Annotated in this window: 12 protein-coding genes; 11 read left to right on the forward strand and 1 reads right to left on the reverse strand. The window is 45.1% G+C overall.

Annotated features, from left to right (window positions below; genetic code table 11):
- Nucleotides 1-74: 74 nt before the first annotated feature.
- From OGV38_RS15780 to vexE, 11 genes are all read left to right on the forward strand, one after another.
- On the forward strand, nucleotides 75-629 hold the full coding sequence (locus tag OGV38_RS15780) for a recombinase family protein (RefSeq protein ID WP_057064486.1): 555 nt from the start codon (nucleotides 75-77) through the stop codon (nucleotides 627-629).
- A 1208-nt stretch (nucleotides 630-1837) separates the two neighbouring features.
- On the forward strand, nucleotides 1838-2365 hold the full coding sequence (locus tag OGV38_RS15785) for a hypothetical protein (RefSeq protein ID WP_019077624.1): 528 nt from the start codon (nucleotides 1838-1840) through the stop codon (nucleotides 2363-2365).
- Nucleotides 2366-2622: 257 nt separating this feature from the next.
- Nucleotides 2623-3900, forward strand: coding sequence for a Vi polysaccharide biosynthesis UDP-N-acetylglucosamine C-6 dehydrogenase TviB (gene tviB, locus OGV38_RS15790; RefSeq protein ID WP_016157409.1), 1278 nt, complete (start codon nucleotides 2623-2625; stop codon nucleotides 3898-3900).
- 2 nt (nucleotides 3901-3902) lie between these two features.
- The gene (tviC, locus tag OGV38_RS15795) at nucleotides 3903-4943 is read left to right on the forward strand and encodes a Vi polysaccharide biosynthesis UDP-N-acetylglucosaminuronic acid C-4 epimerase TviC (protein ID WP_049041951.1); all 1041 of its coding nucleotides are present in this window, start codon (nucleotides 3903-3905) and stop codon (nucleotides 4941-4943) included.
- A gap of 29 nt (nucleotides 4944-4972) precedes the next feature.
- The gene (tviD, locus tag OGV38_RS15800; RefSeq protein WP_286473964.1) at nucleotides 4973-7468 is read left to right on the forward strand and encodes a Vi polysaccharide biosynthesis protein TviD; all 2496 of its coding nucleotides are present in this window, start codon (nucleotides 4973-4975) and stop codon (nucleotides 7466-7468) included.
- Nucleotides 7468-9204: a Vi polysaccharide biosynthesis glycosyltransferase TviE gene (gene tviE, locus OGV38_RS15805; RefSeq protein WP_286473967.1), complete on the forward strand. Its 1737-nt coding sequence runs from the start codon at nucleotides 7468-7470 to the stop codon at nucleotides 9202-9204. Before tviD ends, tviE begins: the two co-directional genes overlap by 1 nt.
- Nucleotides 9205-9249: 45 nt before the next feature.
- Complete coding sequence (gene vexA, locus OGV38_RS15810) at nucleotides 9250-10317, forward strand: Vi polysaccharide ABC transporter protein VexA (RefSeq protein ID WP_286473970.1); 1068 nt, start codon at nucleotides 9250-9252, stop codon at nucleotides 10315-10317.
- Between the two features lie 8 nt (nucleotides 10318-10325).
- Nucleotides 10326-11120 carry a Vi polysaccharide ABC transporter inner membrane protein VexB gene (vexB, locus tag OGV38_RS15815; RefSeq protein ID WP_016154312.1) on the forward strand — a complete coding sequence of 265 codons (795 nt, stop codon included), beginning with the start codon at nucleotides 10326-10328 and terminating at the stop codon, nucleotides 11118-11120.
- Nucleotides 11121-11145: 25 nt separating this feature from the next.
- The gene (gene vexC, locus OGV38_RS15820; RefSeq protein ID WP_286473973.1) at nucleotides 11146-11841 is read left to right on the forward strand and encodes a Vi polysaccharide ABC transporter ATP-binding protein VexC; all 696 of its coding nucleotides are present in this window, start codon (nucleotides 11146-11148) and stop codon (nucleotides 11839-11841) included.
- Nucleotides 11842-11863: 22 nt separating this feature from the next.
- Nucleotides 11864-13168 (forward strand): Vi polysaccharide ABC transporter inner membrane protein VexD, encoded by a 1305-nt coding sequence (vexD, locus tag OGV38_RS15825; protein ID WP_115190269.1) that lies wholly within the window; start codon nucleotides 11864-11866, stop codon nucleotides 13166-13168.
- Nucleotides 13169-13187: 19 nt separating this feature from the next.
- Entirely contained in the window at nucleotides 13188-15170 is a 1983-nt protein-coding gene (vexE, locus tag OGV38_RS15830) for a Vi polysaccharide transport protein VexE (protein ID WP_269518035.1), read from the forward strand.
- A gap of 228 nt (nucleotides 15171-15398) precedes the next feature.
- On the opposite strand, the gene OGV38_RS15835 is transcribed toward vexE, so the two are convergent.
- The gene (locus OGV38_RS15835) at nucleotides 15399-15935 is read right to left on the reverse strand and encodes a GNAT family N-acetyltransferase (protein ID WP_101700195.1); all 537 of its coding nucleotides are present in this window, start codon (nucleotides 15933-15935) and stop codon (nucleotides 15399-15401) included.
- Nucleotides 15936-16397: the final 462 nt, after the last annotated feature.

A 16397-nucleotide genomic window follows, 5' to 3' on the forward strand; every position in this document is an offset into this window, starting at 1 on the left:
CAAACCAACGTTTCCGATAATGATCGTTAGTCGCTCAAATGGCATTATTCCCGCCATTTAAAGTGAGTTTAACCATGCTTATTGGCTATGTACGTGTATCAACAAATGACCAGAACACGGCATTACAGCGTAATGCGCTGGAATGTGCAGGATGTGAGCTGATTTTTGAAGATAAGATAAGCGGCAGAACCTCAGACAGACCTGGACTTAAACGGTTACTCAGAACGCTATCTGAAGGTGACACGCTCGTGGTCTGGAAGCTTGATCGCCTCGGACGCAGCATGCGTCATCTGGTTGGACTGGTGGAAGAACTACGCGAGCGAGGTATCAACTTTAAAAGTCTGACTGACAGCATAGATACTTCATCGCCAATGGGGCGCTTCTTCTTTCATGTTATGGGAGCATTGGCTGAGATGGAACGTGAACTGATTGTTGAACGTACACGTGCAGGTCTGGCTGCTGCGCGAGCTGAGGGGCGCGTGGGAGGTCGAAGACCTAAGTTAACACCTGAACAGTGGGCGCAGGCTGGAAGATTGTTAGCGGCTGGCGAAACTCGTCAGAGGGTGGCCCTAATTTATGACGTCGGAATCTCAACCCTGTACAAACGATTCCCAGCATCTGACATATAAATCACGATCACAAACGCGATCCAATGTTAGTTGTCAATGTGTCGCGTTTTGATTGGCGCGCGGCACAGGCTAAAGCGATTGTGGGAGACGATAGGCCCCCCTGGCGGGAGATACCTCATATGAAACTAACTATCCACAGGGGCCAAAGAGAAATCTTTGACGCTCTCGGATAGTAGAGCTTTGTATATGCTGGTTAATCCTTACAATTCGCGATACTGGTGTCTTAAATATCGCATTTCCCCCGTGGTACAAAAAATCAACTATCAATCAATTGAATTTATTTAAGAAATTTTAAGGAGTATGTTTGATTGTCTGTCTGAAAATATATCAACGCTAATACAGGTCAAGTAGTTAATTGTTAGATTATAATTCCATAGTTATCTTTTTTGAACACGATATAAGATTAGTTATCCTTCATAAATAAGTAATGTGGCCTTTTCGTAGGTCAATTTTCTCTAATCGGTAGTAACAGGTTTTAAATGGTTTAGACTTGGTAGGATTTTACCTGGATAAACATGGTGGACATCTATTTTGTTAAAAATATCTTCAGGAGTTTTATCATTAGTAATAATTTCTTAAAGTGACTAGTTTTGTTCTCATTATCCGGTCACGAAATTATGTAGATACACAAAAATATACGAATTACTTTAGTACTTTGTACCATTTTGAATGCTTGCTATGCCGGGGGTTCGTTAGCCTTGTGTATATTCTGTCATTGTTGTTGAAAAATATAGCAAATATAGTTAGATAGACTTCAGTTGTACTGATTAAAATCTCACACGGTATAGCTACGAATTTAAAGGTAGATATATGGGTGACAATTCAGTCAGGCTACCTTTAACCACAGTATGTATGCTGGTAATTTGTAAGAAAATGTTTCATTGTGTTTTGAGAATTTTCTCATTTTGAATAAAAGATGAAAGTGCGGTTTCACAGGTGGTGCTAATAATACAACCAATAATCGTATTGAAATGCCGGTATCCATTAGTAATTCAAATCTAAGAATGAGTGATTGATAGCTTTTAGCTATGAATGGCGAGGGGTTGATATCACATCCTTGTTGTGTAAAAGTTCATCTCATGTATTTAGCAATATTAATAAAATCAATTACTCGATTGTTAGGTATTTTTTAGAGGGTCGGTGTGCTTAAAAGTACACACTTACCTTTCCATGGATGAAATAGAGTTTTTTGAGGTTATGGAGGCTTCATGAAGTATCAACATTTCTGGCCACCTAATGATATTTACTTTGGGGGTGGTGTCGCTAGTGTTATTGATGAAATGTCATTGATTACAAACGAAAGAAATTATTTATTCGTGAATCTTAATCAATACAGCTTACGTAGTACCTTGGTTTTTTTCTCACGTAATAAAGATATCAATAAAATTATAATCATCATTTCCAGCTCACGGTTGATGCCTTTGGCTCTTTTTTGGCTGGATAATATCAAAAATGTTATTGCTGTTTTCGATACCTCAACACCTGTGTCGGAGATGATTAAGAAAATAAGCCTATATCGACGAAATGGTGACAAGATAACGGCAGGGCGAAGGGAATGTAACTTTAAGATTAGCAACAAAGATATCATGAAGATGAAGTACTTCTTAACCGAAAGCGGTATGGAGGAGCTTCAGGATAGATTTATGAACTCGCCGTCAACATTGTATCGTTGGAGAAAAGAGATTGCCCTTAAATTTGGCGTGCGAGACCCTCGATATCTTCTATTGCCAGAATAAAATGCTATGCGTTTTCTCATTAAGAATTACAATTAAAGATCCGATCTTTAATTGTTGTTTTAGAACGGATACTGCATACGACTTCCATTTAACTAAAATTAGGAAATATAAAATTTCTAGCCTTGCTTAGACTAGAAACTGTCGTGATTTCGATAAGAATAGATACGCTGGCTAAGAACGTCAGGGGCGGTAGCGTTCCAGAAAACATCTGGGATTTATTTAAAGTTAATAATTATTAAATAAGGGACTTATCAGTAATGATCAGCAAAGATGATGTAAAAATTGCCATTATTGGACTCGGGTATGTTGGCTTACCATTGGCTGCTGAATTTGGGAAAATTCGTCAGGTGGTTGGTTTTGATGTTAATCATAAACGTATACTCGAGCTAAAAGAAGGGATCGATGTCAATCTCGAAACCACAGAAGAAGAGCTACGTGATGCTCGCCATCTGACGTTTACCTCATCAATTGATGAAATCAGAGAATGCAATTTTTACATCATTACCGTCCCGACGCCGATCAACGATTATAAGCAACCAGATCTCACCCCTTTGATTATGGCAAGTGAAACTGTTGGCAAAGTACTGAGGCCGGGGGATATCGTGGTGTATGAATCTACGGTATATCCAGGGTGTACTGAAGAAGAATGCGTGCCGATCCTTGAGCGTATGTCAGCGATGACATTTAACAAAGACTTCTTTGTCGGATATAGCCCAGAGCGCATCAATCCCGGCGATAAAAAATATCGTCTGACAACTATCAAGAAAATTACCTCAGGTTCAACTGCAGAAACGGCCTGTCTGGTTGATGAGATCTATCGACAGATCATCACGGCAGGAACGTACAAAACGGAAAGCATTAAGATCGCGGAAGCGGCAAAGGTGATTGAAAATACCCAACGCGATCTCAATATCGCGCTGGTAAATGAATTGGCGATTATCTTTAACCGATTAGAGATTGACACTGAAGCCGTACTGCGAGCAGCGGGAAGTAAATGGAACTTCCTGCCATTCCGTCCTGGACTGGTTGGTGGTCACTGCATTGGCGTCGATCCCTATTATCTGACTCATAAATCTCAGGGCATCGGTTACTATCCGGAAATTATCCTCGCGGGTCGTCGACTGAACGATAATATGGGTAACTATGTTTCGGGACAGTTGATCAAAGCCATGATCAAAAAAGGGATTAATGTTGAGGGTTCTAACGTTCTGATTCTGGGGTTCACCTTTAAAGAAAACTGCCCGGATATCAGGAATACCCGCATTATCGATGTTGTAAAAGAGTTGGGCAATTACAGCTGTAATGTTGATATTTTTGACCCTTGGGTGGATGCTGAGGAAGTCGAAGAGGAATACGGGATTATACCTGTATCGGAAATCAAGGCGGCTTCTTATGATGCCATTATTGTTGCCGTTGGCCATGAGCAGTTTAAGAAGATGGGGAGTACTGATATTCGTGGCTTTGGAAAAGATAAACATGTGCTTTATGATTTGAAGTATATCCTTTCGCCTGAGCAGTCAGATGTGAGGTTATAATCATGACAGCCTATGATGAATTAAAAATACAACTCGTTCTTGAACCAAAACGTTGGCTTATTACTGGCGTAGCAGGTTTTATCGGCTCTGGATTATTAGAAGAACTACTCTATTTAAATCAAACAGTAATTGGGTTGGATAACTTTTCAACTGGCTATCAACATAATTTAGAGGATGTGCGTGCCGCTGTCAGTGAAGAACAATGGTCGCGGTTTACCTTTGTTCATGGGGATATCCGGTCGTTTGCCGATTGTCAGGCTGTTTGTGAGAATGTCGATTACGTTTTACATCAGGCCGCTCTGGGAAGCGTACCACGTTCCTTGCAGGATCCTATCACGACAAATAGCGCTAACATTGATGGTTTTTTAAATATGTTGACGGCGGCGAGAGATGCACATGTATCTGGTTTCACCTATGCCGCAAGCAGTAGTACTTATGGTGACCATCCCGATTTACCTAAAATTGAGGAACGGATCGGCAGGCCATTAAGCCCGTATGCGGTTACAAAATACGTCAATGAATTGTACGCCGAGGTGTTTGCTCGCAGCTATGATTTTAACGCTATTGGCCTACGCTACTTTAATGTATTTGGCCGTCGCCAAAACCCTAACGGAGCATACTCTGCAGTCATTCCTCGCTGGATACTATCGCTTCTTAAAGATGAACCAATTTATATCAATGGCGATGGTTCAACAAGCCGCGATTTTTGCTATATAGAAAATGTGATTCAGGCCAATTTATTATCAGCAACGACTAATGATTTAGACTCAAAAAATAAAGTCTATAATGTGGCTGTTGGAGACAGAACTTCGCTAAATGAGCTTTATTATCTCATCCGCGATGGGTTGAATTTATGGCGGGACGAACAAATTAGTGCTGAACCAATTTATAAAGATTTTCGTGACGGTGACGTTAAGCATAGTCAGGCAGATATTACCAGAATAAAAACATTTCTTTCATATGAGCCTGAGTTTGATATCAAAGAAGGACTTAAGCAGACTCTAAAATGGTATATCGATAAAAAGACTGCTTTGTATTCCTGAGTAAAACTACTCACTTTCCTTTCACGTGGATGAATTTAATGAAATCGTCAGGGATGTTTACGCTTACAGCCATTGGTAGTTGCCGTATTGTGAGTCCGGTAAAACGAGCTCAGTCTTATTTTAATTTCAAGGCTAATTTTAAAAGGATATATGGTTTTACGCATACGAGCAGCGAGGCATTACAGCAGGTTCGTTTTATTTTAGGCTTGATAGATATTCCTGAAAAGGTCCGGCCTTTTATTTTTAGATCTGCCGTAAATTATTCAAACACCGACGTTCATAGTCGTTCTGATTTCTATATCGTTGAGATTTCAAGTCAGAAGAAGATTATGGCCTATGGGTTCTGCTTACAAATAAATTATTTAACTCGTCATTTCTATGAGTTTTTTAGCCAAACAGAGCGGGCGCGTGTGTACTGGTCGCTGGCCACGCAAGGAAATCAACACAAACTGCTGGCCTATCTCAAAGACGATCCCTGTTTTGCCGGAATGTCGGAAGACGATCGTGCCTTATTAAGCAATATCAATGTTGAGCAGATGGATGAGCATGCTATCGAACAGGACATGATGGAAATCGTTCAGCTTCTTGGTCGCGATCGCGTTATGTTTATGACCCATGTTGATGCCGTGACTCGTGCTGGAACCGTCATTCAGTCCCGCAGTCGATTGATTAAAAATGTCGAGACCATCGCCACCAGGATGGATATTCCCTGCGTTAATCCGACAAATTTGATGGAAAAGTGGGGACAGAAAAGAGCCCTGAAAAAAAATGGCGACGATCTTACTCATTATACCGACATGTTTGGTGACGCGATCGTTGCGGCTATTTTTAAGGGAGTGATCAATAATACTAATCATCATCTTGATGAGGGGCGACAAGAGAAACAGGACCAAATACGTGAGATTACCCTATCGATCACTAAGCTGCTTGCCGATGGCGACATTATTACTGCATCACAGCAACTTTTTGCCGCATTAAGAAATCAGCAGCAAGAGCCTGTTCTAATCCAACTTCGGTCCGTAATCTTCAGCCGTTTAGGTTATTATGAACAGGCTTATCAGGATATTAGTGATGTTGAGAAAATTATCGGTACGACGGACAGTACATTACGTTGTCGGCTGAGGTCTCTGCATGGATTAGCGCGTTGGCGGGAAGCCTTATCGACGGCCGAGATGATGCTTTCCAATGAAATTGAAGATGAAGAAGTCCTTACCGTTGCCGCCGGCTCAGCCGATGCTTTACATCTGTTTGATAAGTCATATCAATACTGGAAACGTGTACTGTTATTGAATCCTGAAACCCAAAGCGGATGGGTTAATTTCCTGAGCAGCACGCAATATTTCAATGATGGCAACGCATTCTCCGAAGCTTTCCATGCCGGCATTCAATCGCAGCGCCTAAATGATGCGTTTATGGAAACAGCGTTATCTTTGGCAATCAAATTCAGTGATGAATTGATTTTCATGCATGCGCTCGAGCAGCTACTCCGCCATGAGTCAGAATTTGCGCTGACGGTATTGTCGACGATTCATGATACCGGTCTCGTTATCCGCACAGCTTTCTGTATCAAGAATATGAGCTATCATCAGGCGCTTAGCACCTCGTATAAAGATAAACTCCACGACGTTTTTGAGGCATGGAACAATACCGCGCTGTCGCTACATTCGGTTGATGATTTTGTCTCACTGAGTACTTCGCTGGTCTACAGCTACTCTGCATTTATGGTTTATCCCCATGCACGTATTTCTCGTTTTAATAATGAAGTTAAAATGGCATGGCGCGAGAAATTAAGAGAAATGTATGAGCGTGAGGATTATGAAAATATCCTGGCAGGGGCGAAAATAGTATGGCCACTTCTGGAGTTCGATCCCGTTAGCACCGTATATAGTGCAAGAACGCTGGTGAATCTTGGTGCCTGGAAAGACGCGTGCACGTTGGCCCATATGACCTTGATTCGTAATTCGAATATTACCAGCCTGCAGTCGATTATGTTACGCAGTATACGTCATATTAACGACATTCCGTTCCTCATTGATTTGATTGCTAACGTCATGAGCATTTCTCCATCATTCCAGAATGCCTCGATGAACGAGTTGTTTGAGAAAGAGTGTCGCAATGTTGCAACCAGAGCCCTTAAATATGTACGCCAGAAGAAAACTGAAGGGCGTTTGGATGAAGCATTGTCTGTATTGATTAGCCTGAAACGAATTGATCCTGATGTTTCTCGCCTGATGCGTGAATATAAGCAAATTATCAGATTATTTAATGAGTTACTGAAGGATGGCGGTAGCACTATCGCGTCTTATGAACATCTAGATTATGCGAAAAAATTACTCGTTTTTGATAGCGAAAATGCCTATGCCTTGAAATATGCCGCATTAAACGCAATGCATTTACGCGACTACACCCAGGCTTTGCAGTATTGGCAGCGACTGGAGAAAGTGAATGGGCCAACGGAGCCGGTGACAAGGCAGATCTCGACCTGCATTACCGCATTACAAAAAAATACATCAGGGAAGTCGTAATGATTACGCAGGAAGAAAAGTTAGCTGCGCTAGGGAAAACGCTTTTAACATTGAAACAAGAGAAGAAACTTGCGCAAGCTGTTGCGTTAATTGACAGCGAATTACCGGCTGAGGCTTTAACTTCATTAGCGATGCTAAAAAAAGCAGAATTTCTTCATGATTTCAATGAAACGGCGCGTGCATACGCGCTCTACGAAACGCTGATTGCACAAAACAATGATGAAGCTCGTTATGAGTATGCGCGTCGTTTATATAATACGGGGCTAGCCAAAGATGCGCAGCTAATTCTTAAAAAGGTTAGCACCGGCGTGCAGAAAAAATATAACAATTATTTAGGCAAAATAAATAAGATCTGCGATTTGCTTGAACGCCTTGAAGGGGAAGCGATCCCTGTGGGAACCAACACCCGTATTATTGCAATGAAGCATGCCATCTTGTTCTATCGAAATCGTCAGCCGCGGCAGCTTCCCGTCGGATCTTTTGGTCGCCTTGCGCTCTGTACAGGCTCGCTAGGTAGCGGCGGTGCAGAGCGTCAGATTTCCAGGCTGGCTATTGAGATCGCCAGAAAATATCGGCAACAGGGGAAAATTGGCGGCCTGAAAGTAGAAGAGCCGGTAGAGCTCATTATTCGCTCCCTGGCACCGGAACTCGGGCAAGACTTTTTCCTGAAAGAAGTGCTGGAAGAACAGGTCGAGGTGCTTGAAATCGCGAAGATTACCGGAAACTTCTTTGACGATACGACAATAGAATCTCCGGAGTTGCGCTTATTGCTCTCTCATCTGCCGCCGGTGTGTAACTACGGTATCAAGCATCTGGTCCCCCACTTATGCGAGCGCAAGCTGGATTATCTCTCCGTTTGGCAGGATGGCGCTTGTCTGATGATTGCGCTTGCAGCGCTGATTGCTGGCGTGCCCAGAATTCAGCTGGGATTACGTGGCTTACCGCCGGTGGTGAGAAAGCGTCTGTTCAAGCCGGAATATGAGCCTCTCTACCAGGCGCTGGCGGTCGTGCCTGGCGTTGATTTTATGAGTAACAACCATTGTGTGACCCGCCATTATGCCGACTGGCTAAAGTTGGAGGCGAAGCACTTCCAGGTTGTATATAACGGCGTCTTACCGCCATCTACCGAACCCTCTTCTGAGGTGCCACATAAAATCTGGCAGCAGTTTACGCAAAAAACACAGGATGCGGACACGACTATTGGTGGCGTTTTCCGCTTTGTAGGCGATAAGAACCCTTTTGCATGGATTGATTTTGCAGCACGCTATTTACAGCACCATCCCGCCACACGCTTTGTGCTGGTAGGCGATGGTGATTTGCGCGCTGAAGCGCAGAAACGCGCCGAACAGTTGGGGATTCTGGAGAGAATACTATTCGTTGGCGTCTCGCGTGACGTGGGGTATTGGCTGCAAAAAATGGACGTATTCATTTTGTTTTCGCGTTATGAAGGGCTACCCAATGTGCTCATTGAAGCACAAATGGTCGGGGTGCCGGTGATTTCAACCCCTGCAGGTGGATCGGCAGAATGCTTTATTGAGGGTGTTTCGGGTTTCATTCTTGATGATGCACAGACGGTCAATCTTGACCAGGCTTGCCGCTATGCAGAACAGTTGGTCAATTTATGGCGCAGCAGAACCGGTATTTGCCAACAGACGCAGTCATTTTTACAAGAACGCTTCACCGTGGAACATATGGTGGGAACGTTTGTACAAACCATTGCCTCTCAGCCTCGTTAATTAATGGGCAGCATTTTTTCAGCTATTTCATTTATAAAATAAGTTATGAAAAAAATTATTATATTATTAACGACGTTTTTTCTGCTTTCGGGATGCACTATTCCCAGGGCGGTATTTAAATCCAGCCTGATTAATCAGGACGATCCTCATTATCATCTGGTCGAAGTCACGCCGACATTAAAACTGAGTGATGCCGATACTGTGCCGAAAACTATTGTCGATCCGGTCTTTGCCGAAAATAACTGGCACTGGACATCTTTGGCTAAAGGCGATGTGCTGCATATCACTATTTTATCCTCGGGCGGGGCGGGGTATTTATCCAATAACGTGAGCGGCGACCTGGCGGATTTTGAAAATATTCTTGTGACTGACGGTAATATCGTTCAGGTGCCTTATGCCGGGATCATTCCGGTTACCGGGCTGGATGTGACACAACTGGCTGAAGAGATCAGAAAGCGACTTTCGCGCGTTGTCCTGAATCCTCAGGTGCTGGTGACGCTTACCGCCCGCACCGGAGCCATGGTGACGGTCGAGGGCAGCGGGAAAACGGGTCGCTACCCTCTCGAACAGAGTATGAATCGTCTTAGTCATTTTTTGGCAACGGCGGCGGCAGTAGAAAATACCAGCGCAGATATGATGGAAGTTCACGTGACGCGCCAGCAGCATTATTTCAACGCGCGACTGTCAGATATTTATCAGTATCCCGGGTTGGATATTGTCTTACAGCCGGATGACCGTATCACTCTGCGTCAAGTGACCGAGTATGTTAATGTGCTCGGCGCGGCGGGTGTTCAGGGAAAACATGCTCTGGTTCAGCGTCATTCCAGCGTAGTGGATGCTTTGGCGCTGGCGAAAGGATTAAACGACAATCTTGCCGATCCGCAGGCGGTTTTTCTGTACAAGCATGACGAAGCGGAGCAAGCGAAACAGCAGATGCGTAAGCTGAATATCTATCATGTCGATATGAGCCAACCTGACTCGGTGTTTTTAGCACAGGCCATGCGGGTGGAAGACGGCGATGTTATCTATATCTCGAACGCCTCCTTGACTGATTTCGCTAAGGTGAAAGCCGCATTCGATAGCTTTTTGATCCGCGGCTCTAATTCTTTCTAACGCGCCATATGAATATTTTGAAAAATAATACTTATTATTTTATGAAACTCATTACCGTCTGTGAGTTAATCATTTTGTTAATGTCACGCGATATCAAAACACGCTATAACGGTAATTTGCTAAACTATATGATGGTGCTGGCCGTACCATTGGTATGGATAACCATTACCGTTATTTCTTTTCAATATTTAAATCGCACCGTGCCAATATTCACTGATGATATCAGCTTTGTTATTGCAGGTATATTACCGTATCTGTTATTTCGTTATACCATTACCGCAACCATGCGCACCCGTTCATTCTTTACATCGTTGGCGGTTGTCTCGCAGGTTAAGAAAAGACATGTGATTTTTGCTCTTGCCGCAGTCGAATTTGTTAATGCGGTTATCATTTATATTATTGTTTCATTAATTAACTTTCTTATCTTCTCCCGTTGGGAAGCCCAGAAACCGATCCTGATTTTTGAAGGGATGGTTATCGCATGGCTTCTGGGGTTATCGTTTGGTTACTTTTGTGACGCACTGTCTGAACGGTTTCCGCTGGTCTACAAAGCCGTTCCTGTAGTGCTAAGACCGATGTTTTTGATTTCAGCTGTCTTTTATACGGCGAATGAATTGCCCTATTCATTATTAAGCATATTCAGCTGGAACCCTCTACTTCATGCTAATGAGATAGTCAGAGAAGGAATGTTTGAGGGGTATAACTCCTTGTACCTTGAGCCTCTTTACCCTCTGGCATTTTCCGCAACGTTATTCCTCGCGGGCATCATTTTTCACCTGATTTGTGACACTGAAAATCACTGACTTTAGCTTCAGGAGAGACGCGTTCGTGTTCGGTTTATTAGGTTGTACACGCTATTTTGAGTCTGATAAGGGCCCGCGGGTGGTCCTTGATAAAACAGATTTTGTCATGGATTACCATGAGCATATCGGTATTCTGGCGGCCCCTGGTTCAGGCAAAACGACGCTAACCCGATTGCTGTGCGGTATAGATGCTCCTGATGAAGGGGATTTTATTGGGCTACGGGGTGATGCGCTCCCACTGGGGGCAAATGCTTTTGTTCTGCCGGGGTTAACCGGCGAAGAGAATGCGCGCATGATGGCCAGTCTTTATGGCTTGGATGGCGATGAATTTTCACATTTCTGCTATCAATTGACCCAGCTTGAACAGCGCTATACCGACAGGGTGAGTGAATATTCTGTCACGATGAAAGTGCATCTGGCATTTGCCATTAATTTACTGCTTCCCTGCCGCCTTTATATTGCCGATGACAAGCTGTACACCGGGGATAATGCTACACAGTTGCGTATGCAGGCGGCGCTAGCTTATGAGCTGCAACAGAAAGGGTTGATTGTGCTAACGCGCAACCCTCGGCTTATTAAAGAACACTGTCATGCGTTTGGCGTACTGCTGCATGGAAAAATTACGATGTGTGAGGATTTAGCACAGGCATCTGCGCTTTTTGAACAATATCAGTCAAATCAGGCGACGATTCAAACTGATGATTATTCCTTTGATATATAATTAGAAAATATACGGATAGAGTGTGGAAAATTCAGAACGTATTAAAAAATGGAAAGAGGAAAGGGCGAAGGTAGCAGAAGAAAGCCGAGCCTCGCGACTACAACAAAAAGAGGATGAACGCGCCCTTCGCCAGACGGAAAAAACGGCCGATGCGAAAAGTCATCATCGCCCAGACGCCGGGTGGTCCGCGACGGATGCTGATTCCGTCCGTAGAGCGTCATTGGTTATTAAAGAGCGACGTGTTCAGCAAGCCAAACAATCGCTACGTCGGCTCTTTCTTTATATTGCTTTGCCGCTGCTGGTTATTATGCTTATGTCGTGGCTATTAACTTCGCGTTTTTATAGCGCGGATGCCACCTTTATTGTGCAAACTGATGCCAGCCAGGATAATTTTTCTGGAACAGCTTTCTTTGGTGCAGGCAATGAGATGTCGGAGGGCTTTCAGGTTCGCGAGTTTATACTTTCGAAAGAAATGATGGAGCGGATGGAAAAAGAGCTCGGTTTTTTATCTTATTTCGCGCAAGACGATATCGCATTATTTTCCCGCTACCACGCGCCGCTGGGTATTAATGATGATCCTTATCGTTACTATTTATCGAAAGTCTCGGTTGCTGTCGATATTCAACAGGGCATGCTGCGTTTAAACGTCAAGGCGCGGAGTGCGAAACAGGCTGAGTTTTTTGCCCAGCGCATTCTGGCTTTTGCTGAACAGCACGTTAATACCGTTTCAGCGCGGATGCAGCAGGAACGGATTTTATGGCTGGAAAACGATGTTAAATCGGCCCAGGAGAATCTGGGGGCCGCTCGGCTTGAATTGCTAAAAATACAGCATATACAAAAAGATATTGAACCGCAGGAAACCGTGACCGCGATTTATCAATTAATTGCTGGCTTTGAAACGCAGTTGGCGGAGGCGAAAGCGGAATACGCGCAATTAATGGCTAATGGTTTGGATCAGAACCCCCTTATTCCTCGCCTGTCGGCCAAAATCAAGGTCCTGGAAAAGCAGATCGGCGAACAACGTAACCGCCTGTCAAATAAGTTAGGGTCGCAAGGTTCTTCAGAAAGTCTGTCCCTGTTTGAAGATCTTCGCCTGCAGAGTGAGATCGCCAAAACACGCTGGGAATCTGCCTTGCAGACCTTACAGCAAGGGAAGCTTCAAGCGCTACGTGAGAGACGGTATTTGCTGATCATTTCTCAACCGATGGTGGTGTCTGACACCACTCGCTATGCCGATGGAACAAAGTGGTTACTGTTCTTCGTGTTGCTGGGCATCGCGTACCTGGTGACTTCTCTCCTGATAACCATCAGGCGGATGCGTGAATAAGGCGGAGTAAGGAAATACGATGAGCTTGCACTCTACATGTAAAAAAATATCGCCAACCACCCTGCTCAAACAAGAGGATTGGGAGGGGCTATGTCACTATTTCGGTCAGCATCCCGAAAAAGTACGAGATAGTGCTGGAAATGAGCAAAACATTCTTCTCTTCGCTATCGCGTGTGTGCGTAAAGATGAAACAGATGCCGCGCTGACTTTGTTGTCAGACCGTGTGCTGACGGCAAAGAATAGCCGTGATTTATTGCGACGCTGGATTATTTCGCCGCTGGCATCACATCATCGGGACGCTGTACTACAGGTGGTTAACAAACTGCTGGCGGTGAATGTGTGCCAGCCGGAGGATGTCCTGCTGGTCGCAAGCGTGCTGCTTAAGAGTAAACAATATGCGACTGTTGCTGACTTAGCCGAGCGGGCATGGCTCGCTTTTTCGGGCAATAGCAAAATTTTTGCCCTCCATCTGCGCAGCCTGACGCTGGTGGATAAAGAGTTACAGGCAATCTCGTTGGCCAGAACACAGGCGCAGGAAGTTCCCCCGCGGGGAGATATGATTGAGACCTGCCTCCGTTTCTTAAATAAAAGCCGCCTACCAGAAGATCATGATCTGGCCCGCGCATTGCTCCCTTTCTTCGTGTTAGAAAGCCAGGAGTCGGCGGGGCTGGCGGTTGATACGCTGTGCGCTGTCGGTAAATATCAGGAAGCCATTCAGACTGGGGAGTCCGCATTAGCCCGTGGGTTGGATGGTGCGGCGCTGCGTCGTAGCCTGGGGCTTGCCTACTATCAATCCGGTCGCAGCCGGGAAGCGAAGCTTCAGGCCGCTGAGCATTGGCGTCATGCCCTGGATTTTAACCCTGATAATTTACGGATCGTGACCCTGTATGCCGATGCCTTAATCAGAACGGGTCAGAATGAGAAAGCCATTCCGTTACTGCAGCAGTCGCTCGCGACTCATCCTGATCTTCCTTATGTCAGAGCCATGTATGCCCGAGCACTGCGCCAGGTTGGGCAATACGCTGCTGCCAGCGATGAGTTTGTACAACTGGCAAGGGAAAAAGGGGCGACCAGTAAATGGAACCGTTATGCCGCGGCGGCGTTGTTACAGGCGGGGAAAACAAGCGAAGCGGAAAGCGTCTTTGAGCACTATATTCAGGCCAGAGCAAGCCATCTGCCTCAGTCATTCGAAGAGGGGCTGCTGGCGCTTGATGGGCAAATATCTGCCGTTAATCTACCGCCTGAGCGCCTTGACTGGGCATGGGAAGTTGCCGGCAGACAGTCCGGTATCGAGCGCGATGAATGGGAACGCCGGGCGAAGTGGGGGTATCTTGCCGATAATTATCTCCTCGACTGGCTTGAATGCCGTGGAGAGCAGGCCGACGAACCGATGTATCGGTTGGCCGATATATCGCATGTCGAGCAGTTTTTCCAACGGCTGCAGCTCGATAAGCGTGGTTGCATTGTTGTATCGGCTCATATGGGCGCAATGTATGCCGGGCCGATGATCCTCTCCTTGCTGGAAATGAACAGTAAATGGGTGGCTTCCACGCCTGGCGTGCTCAAAGGGGGCTACGGTGAGCGGTTGATTTCGGTTAGTGACAAAAGCGAAGCGGACGTGGTCAGGGCCTGCATACAGACCTTACATAGTGGGCAGTCGCTTGTTGTAGCGATCGACGGCGCGATGAATTTGAGCGCGCCGACTATCGACTTTTTCGGCCAGCAGATTACCTACTCCACCTTTTGCTCTCGACTTGCCTGGAAAATGCACTTACCCACCGTATTTGGTGTTCCGGTGTGGCGAGACGGGCGCATCCATTTTGTTTTGGAGAAAATGGTCGATCCGCAGAGGTTCGAAAGCCAGTCTTCTTTTATTGAGCGCTGGAAAGACAATTACCTGAAATGTGTAACCCAAATCCTGAATAGCGGGCCTGAAAATCTGAGACTGTCGGGGGGGATTTGGCGAAATATCACGCGCAGGGATGAATCATCTTCGGGCTGAAAAGATGTTTGCCCCGCGATGCCTTTGGCGCACCAGGCGGGGCCGCCCGCTAAGTAAAACTGAGTTATTCGATTTAGAAAGCATCCGTTCATTAACGTTCGGGTGCTTTTTTCGTTCTAACGAGCTGAAAAATGGAGAATTATTTAATAACTACGTTATACCTGATTGTGGTTCTGTTTGTCTGAGGGTTACCAGAAGACAGTATCCTGAAATCATCCCTTAGCAATGTTAAATGGCGGCATCGAAATCCGCTGGTAGCGTACTGTTTCCTGTGCCCAGGCTGCGTTGCATTAATACCGTATCAAGCCAGAGCCCATGCTTGAATCCAATGTTCGTCAGCGTGCCTATTTTCGTAAATCCGGCCTGCTGATGGACTTTCAGCGATCCCTGATTATTGCTGTCGCCGACGATAGCGATCAACTGCCGATAACCCTGCGTTTCAGCCCACTCAATTACATGGCGTAGCAACGCTTTTCCCACCCCCTGACGCTGTGCCGTCGGGTCAATATAAATCGAATCTTCGAGGGTATAGCGATAGGCATAACGCTCGCGGTAGCGGGTGAGATAGCAATACCCGATGACCTTATCTTCTTGCAATGCGACAACCCACGGCAGCCCCAGACTGCGGATTTTTTCCAGACGACCCTGCATCTCGCGGGTATCCGGCGGGTCAGTTTCAAAGCTGCCGGTACCGTGAATAACATGATGGGCGTAGATATCGCGTATGGCGGGGATGTGTTTTTTTTCAGCGTTAACGATTTTCATTGACCAGCTCCCATTGGCATCTTTGTCCAAATTACCTCAAAGGCTGGAGAGAAGGTAAGTGCAAAAAATTATGCGTCTATACCCGTCATTCTTTAAGCTGCATGTGCGTTGGCTACGCTAGCTCGCCTCAGTCACATAGTTCGCTATGCTCCTGGGGATTTACTCACTTGCCGCCTTCATGTAACTCGAATTATTTAGGGTATATAAATTATTTTCAATGTAAATAAGCTTTCAAATTGTAAGGGTAAAGTGAGTGGGGTTGATACTGTCAATAATACGCAAGGTTGGTAAATATTTTAGCGAGTTGAGCAATGCACAATTCTTCGCGCACGTATTATGGCGGATACCAAAATACCAATTTTGGTAGATTTCTAGGATAGGTCAAGAAGTCATTTGATTTTATTGAGTTTTTACTGTTTTTTTTACTGTACTTAGTTCTGCTTATGACTGTACCTTTAATTT

Source organism: Citrobacter sp. Cb080 (assembly GCF_030334745.1).
Taxonomy (GTDB): domain Bacteria; phylum Pseudomonadota; class Gammaproteobacteria; order Enterobacterales; family Enterobacteriaceae; genus Citrobacter; species Citrobacter braakii.

Coding starts and splice junctions, on each gene's coding strand:
- vexB (WP_016154312.1), top strand. CDS start 10,326: ATGAATATTTTGAAAAATAATACTTATTATTTTATGAAACTCATTACC.
- vexE (WP_269518035.1), top strand. CDS start 13,188: ATGAGCTTGCACTCTACATGTAAAAAAATATCGCCAACCACCCTGCTC.
- tviB (WP_016157409.1), top strand. CDS start 2,623: ATGATCAGCAAAGATGATGTAAAAATTGCCATTATTGGACTCGGGTAT.
- tviE (WP_286473967.1), top strand. CDS start 7,468: ATGATTACGCAGGAAGAAAAGTTAGCTGCGCTAGGGAAAACGCTTTTA.
- tviD (WP_286473964.1), top strand. CDS start 4,973: ATGAATTTAATGAAATCGTCAGGGATGTTTACGCTTACAGCCATTGGT.
- tviC (WP_049041951.1), top strand. CDS start 3,903: ATGACAGCCTATGATGAATTAAAAATACAACTCGTTCTTGAACCAAAA.
- OGV38_RS15780 (WP_057064486.1), top strand. CDS start 75: ATGCTTATTGGCTATGTACGTGTATCAACAAATGACCAGAACACGGCA.
- vexA (WP_286473970.1), top strand. CDS start 9,250: ATGAAAAAAATTATTATATTATTAACGACGTTTTTTCTGCTTTCGGGA.
- OGV38_RS15835 (WP_101700195.1), bottom strand. CDS start 15,935: ATGAAAATCGTTAACGCTGAAAAAAAACACATCCCCGCCATACGCGAT.
- OGV38_RS15785 (WP_019077624.1), top strand. CDS start 1,838: ATGAAGTATCAACATTTCTGGCCACCTAATGATATTTACTTTGGGGGT.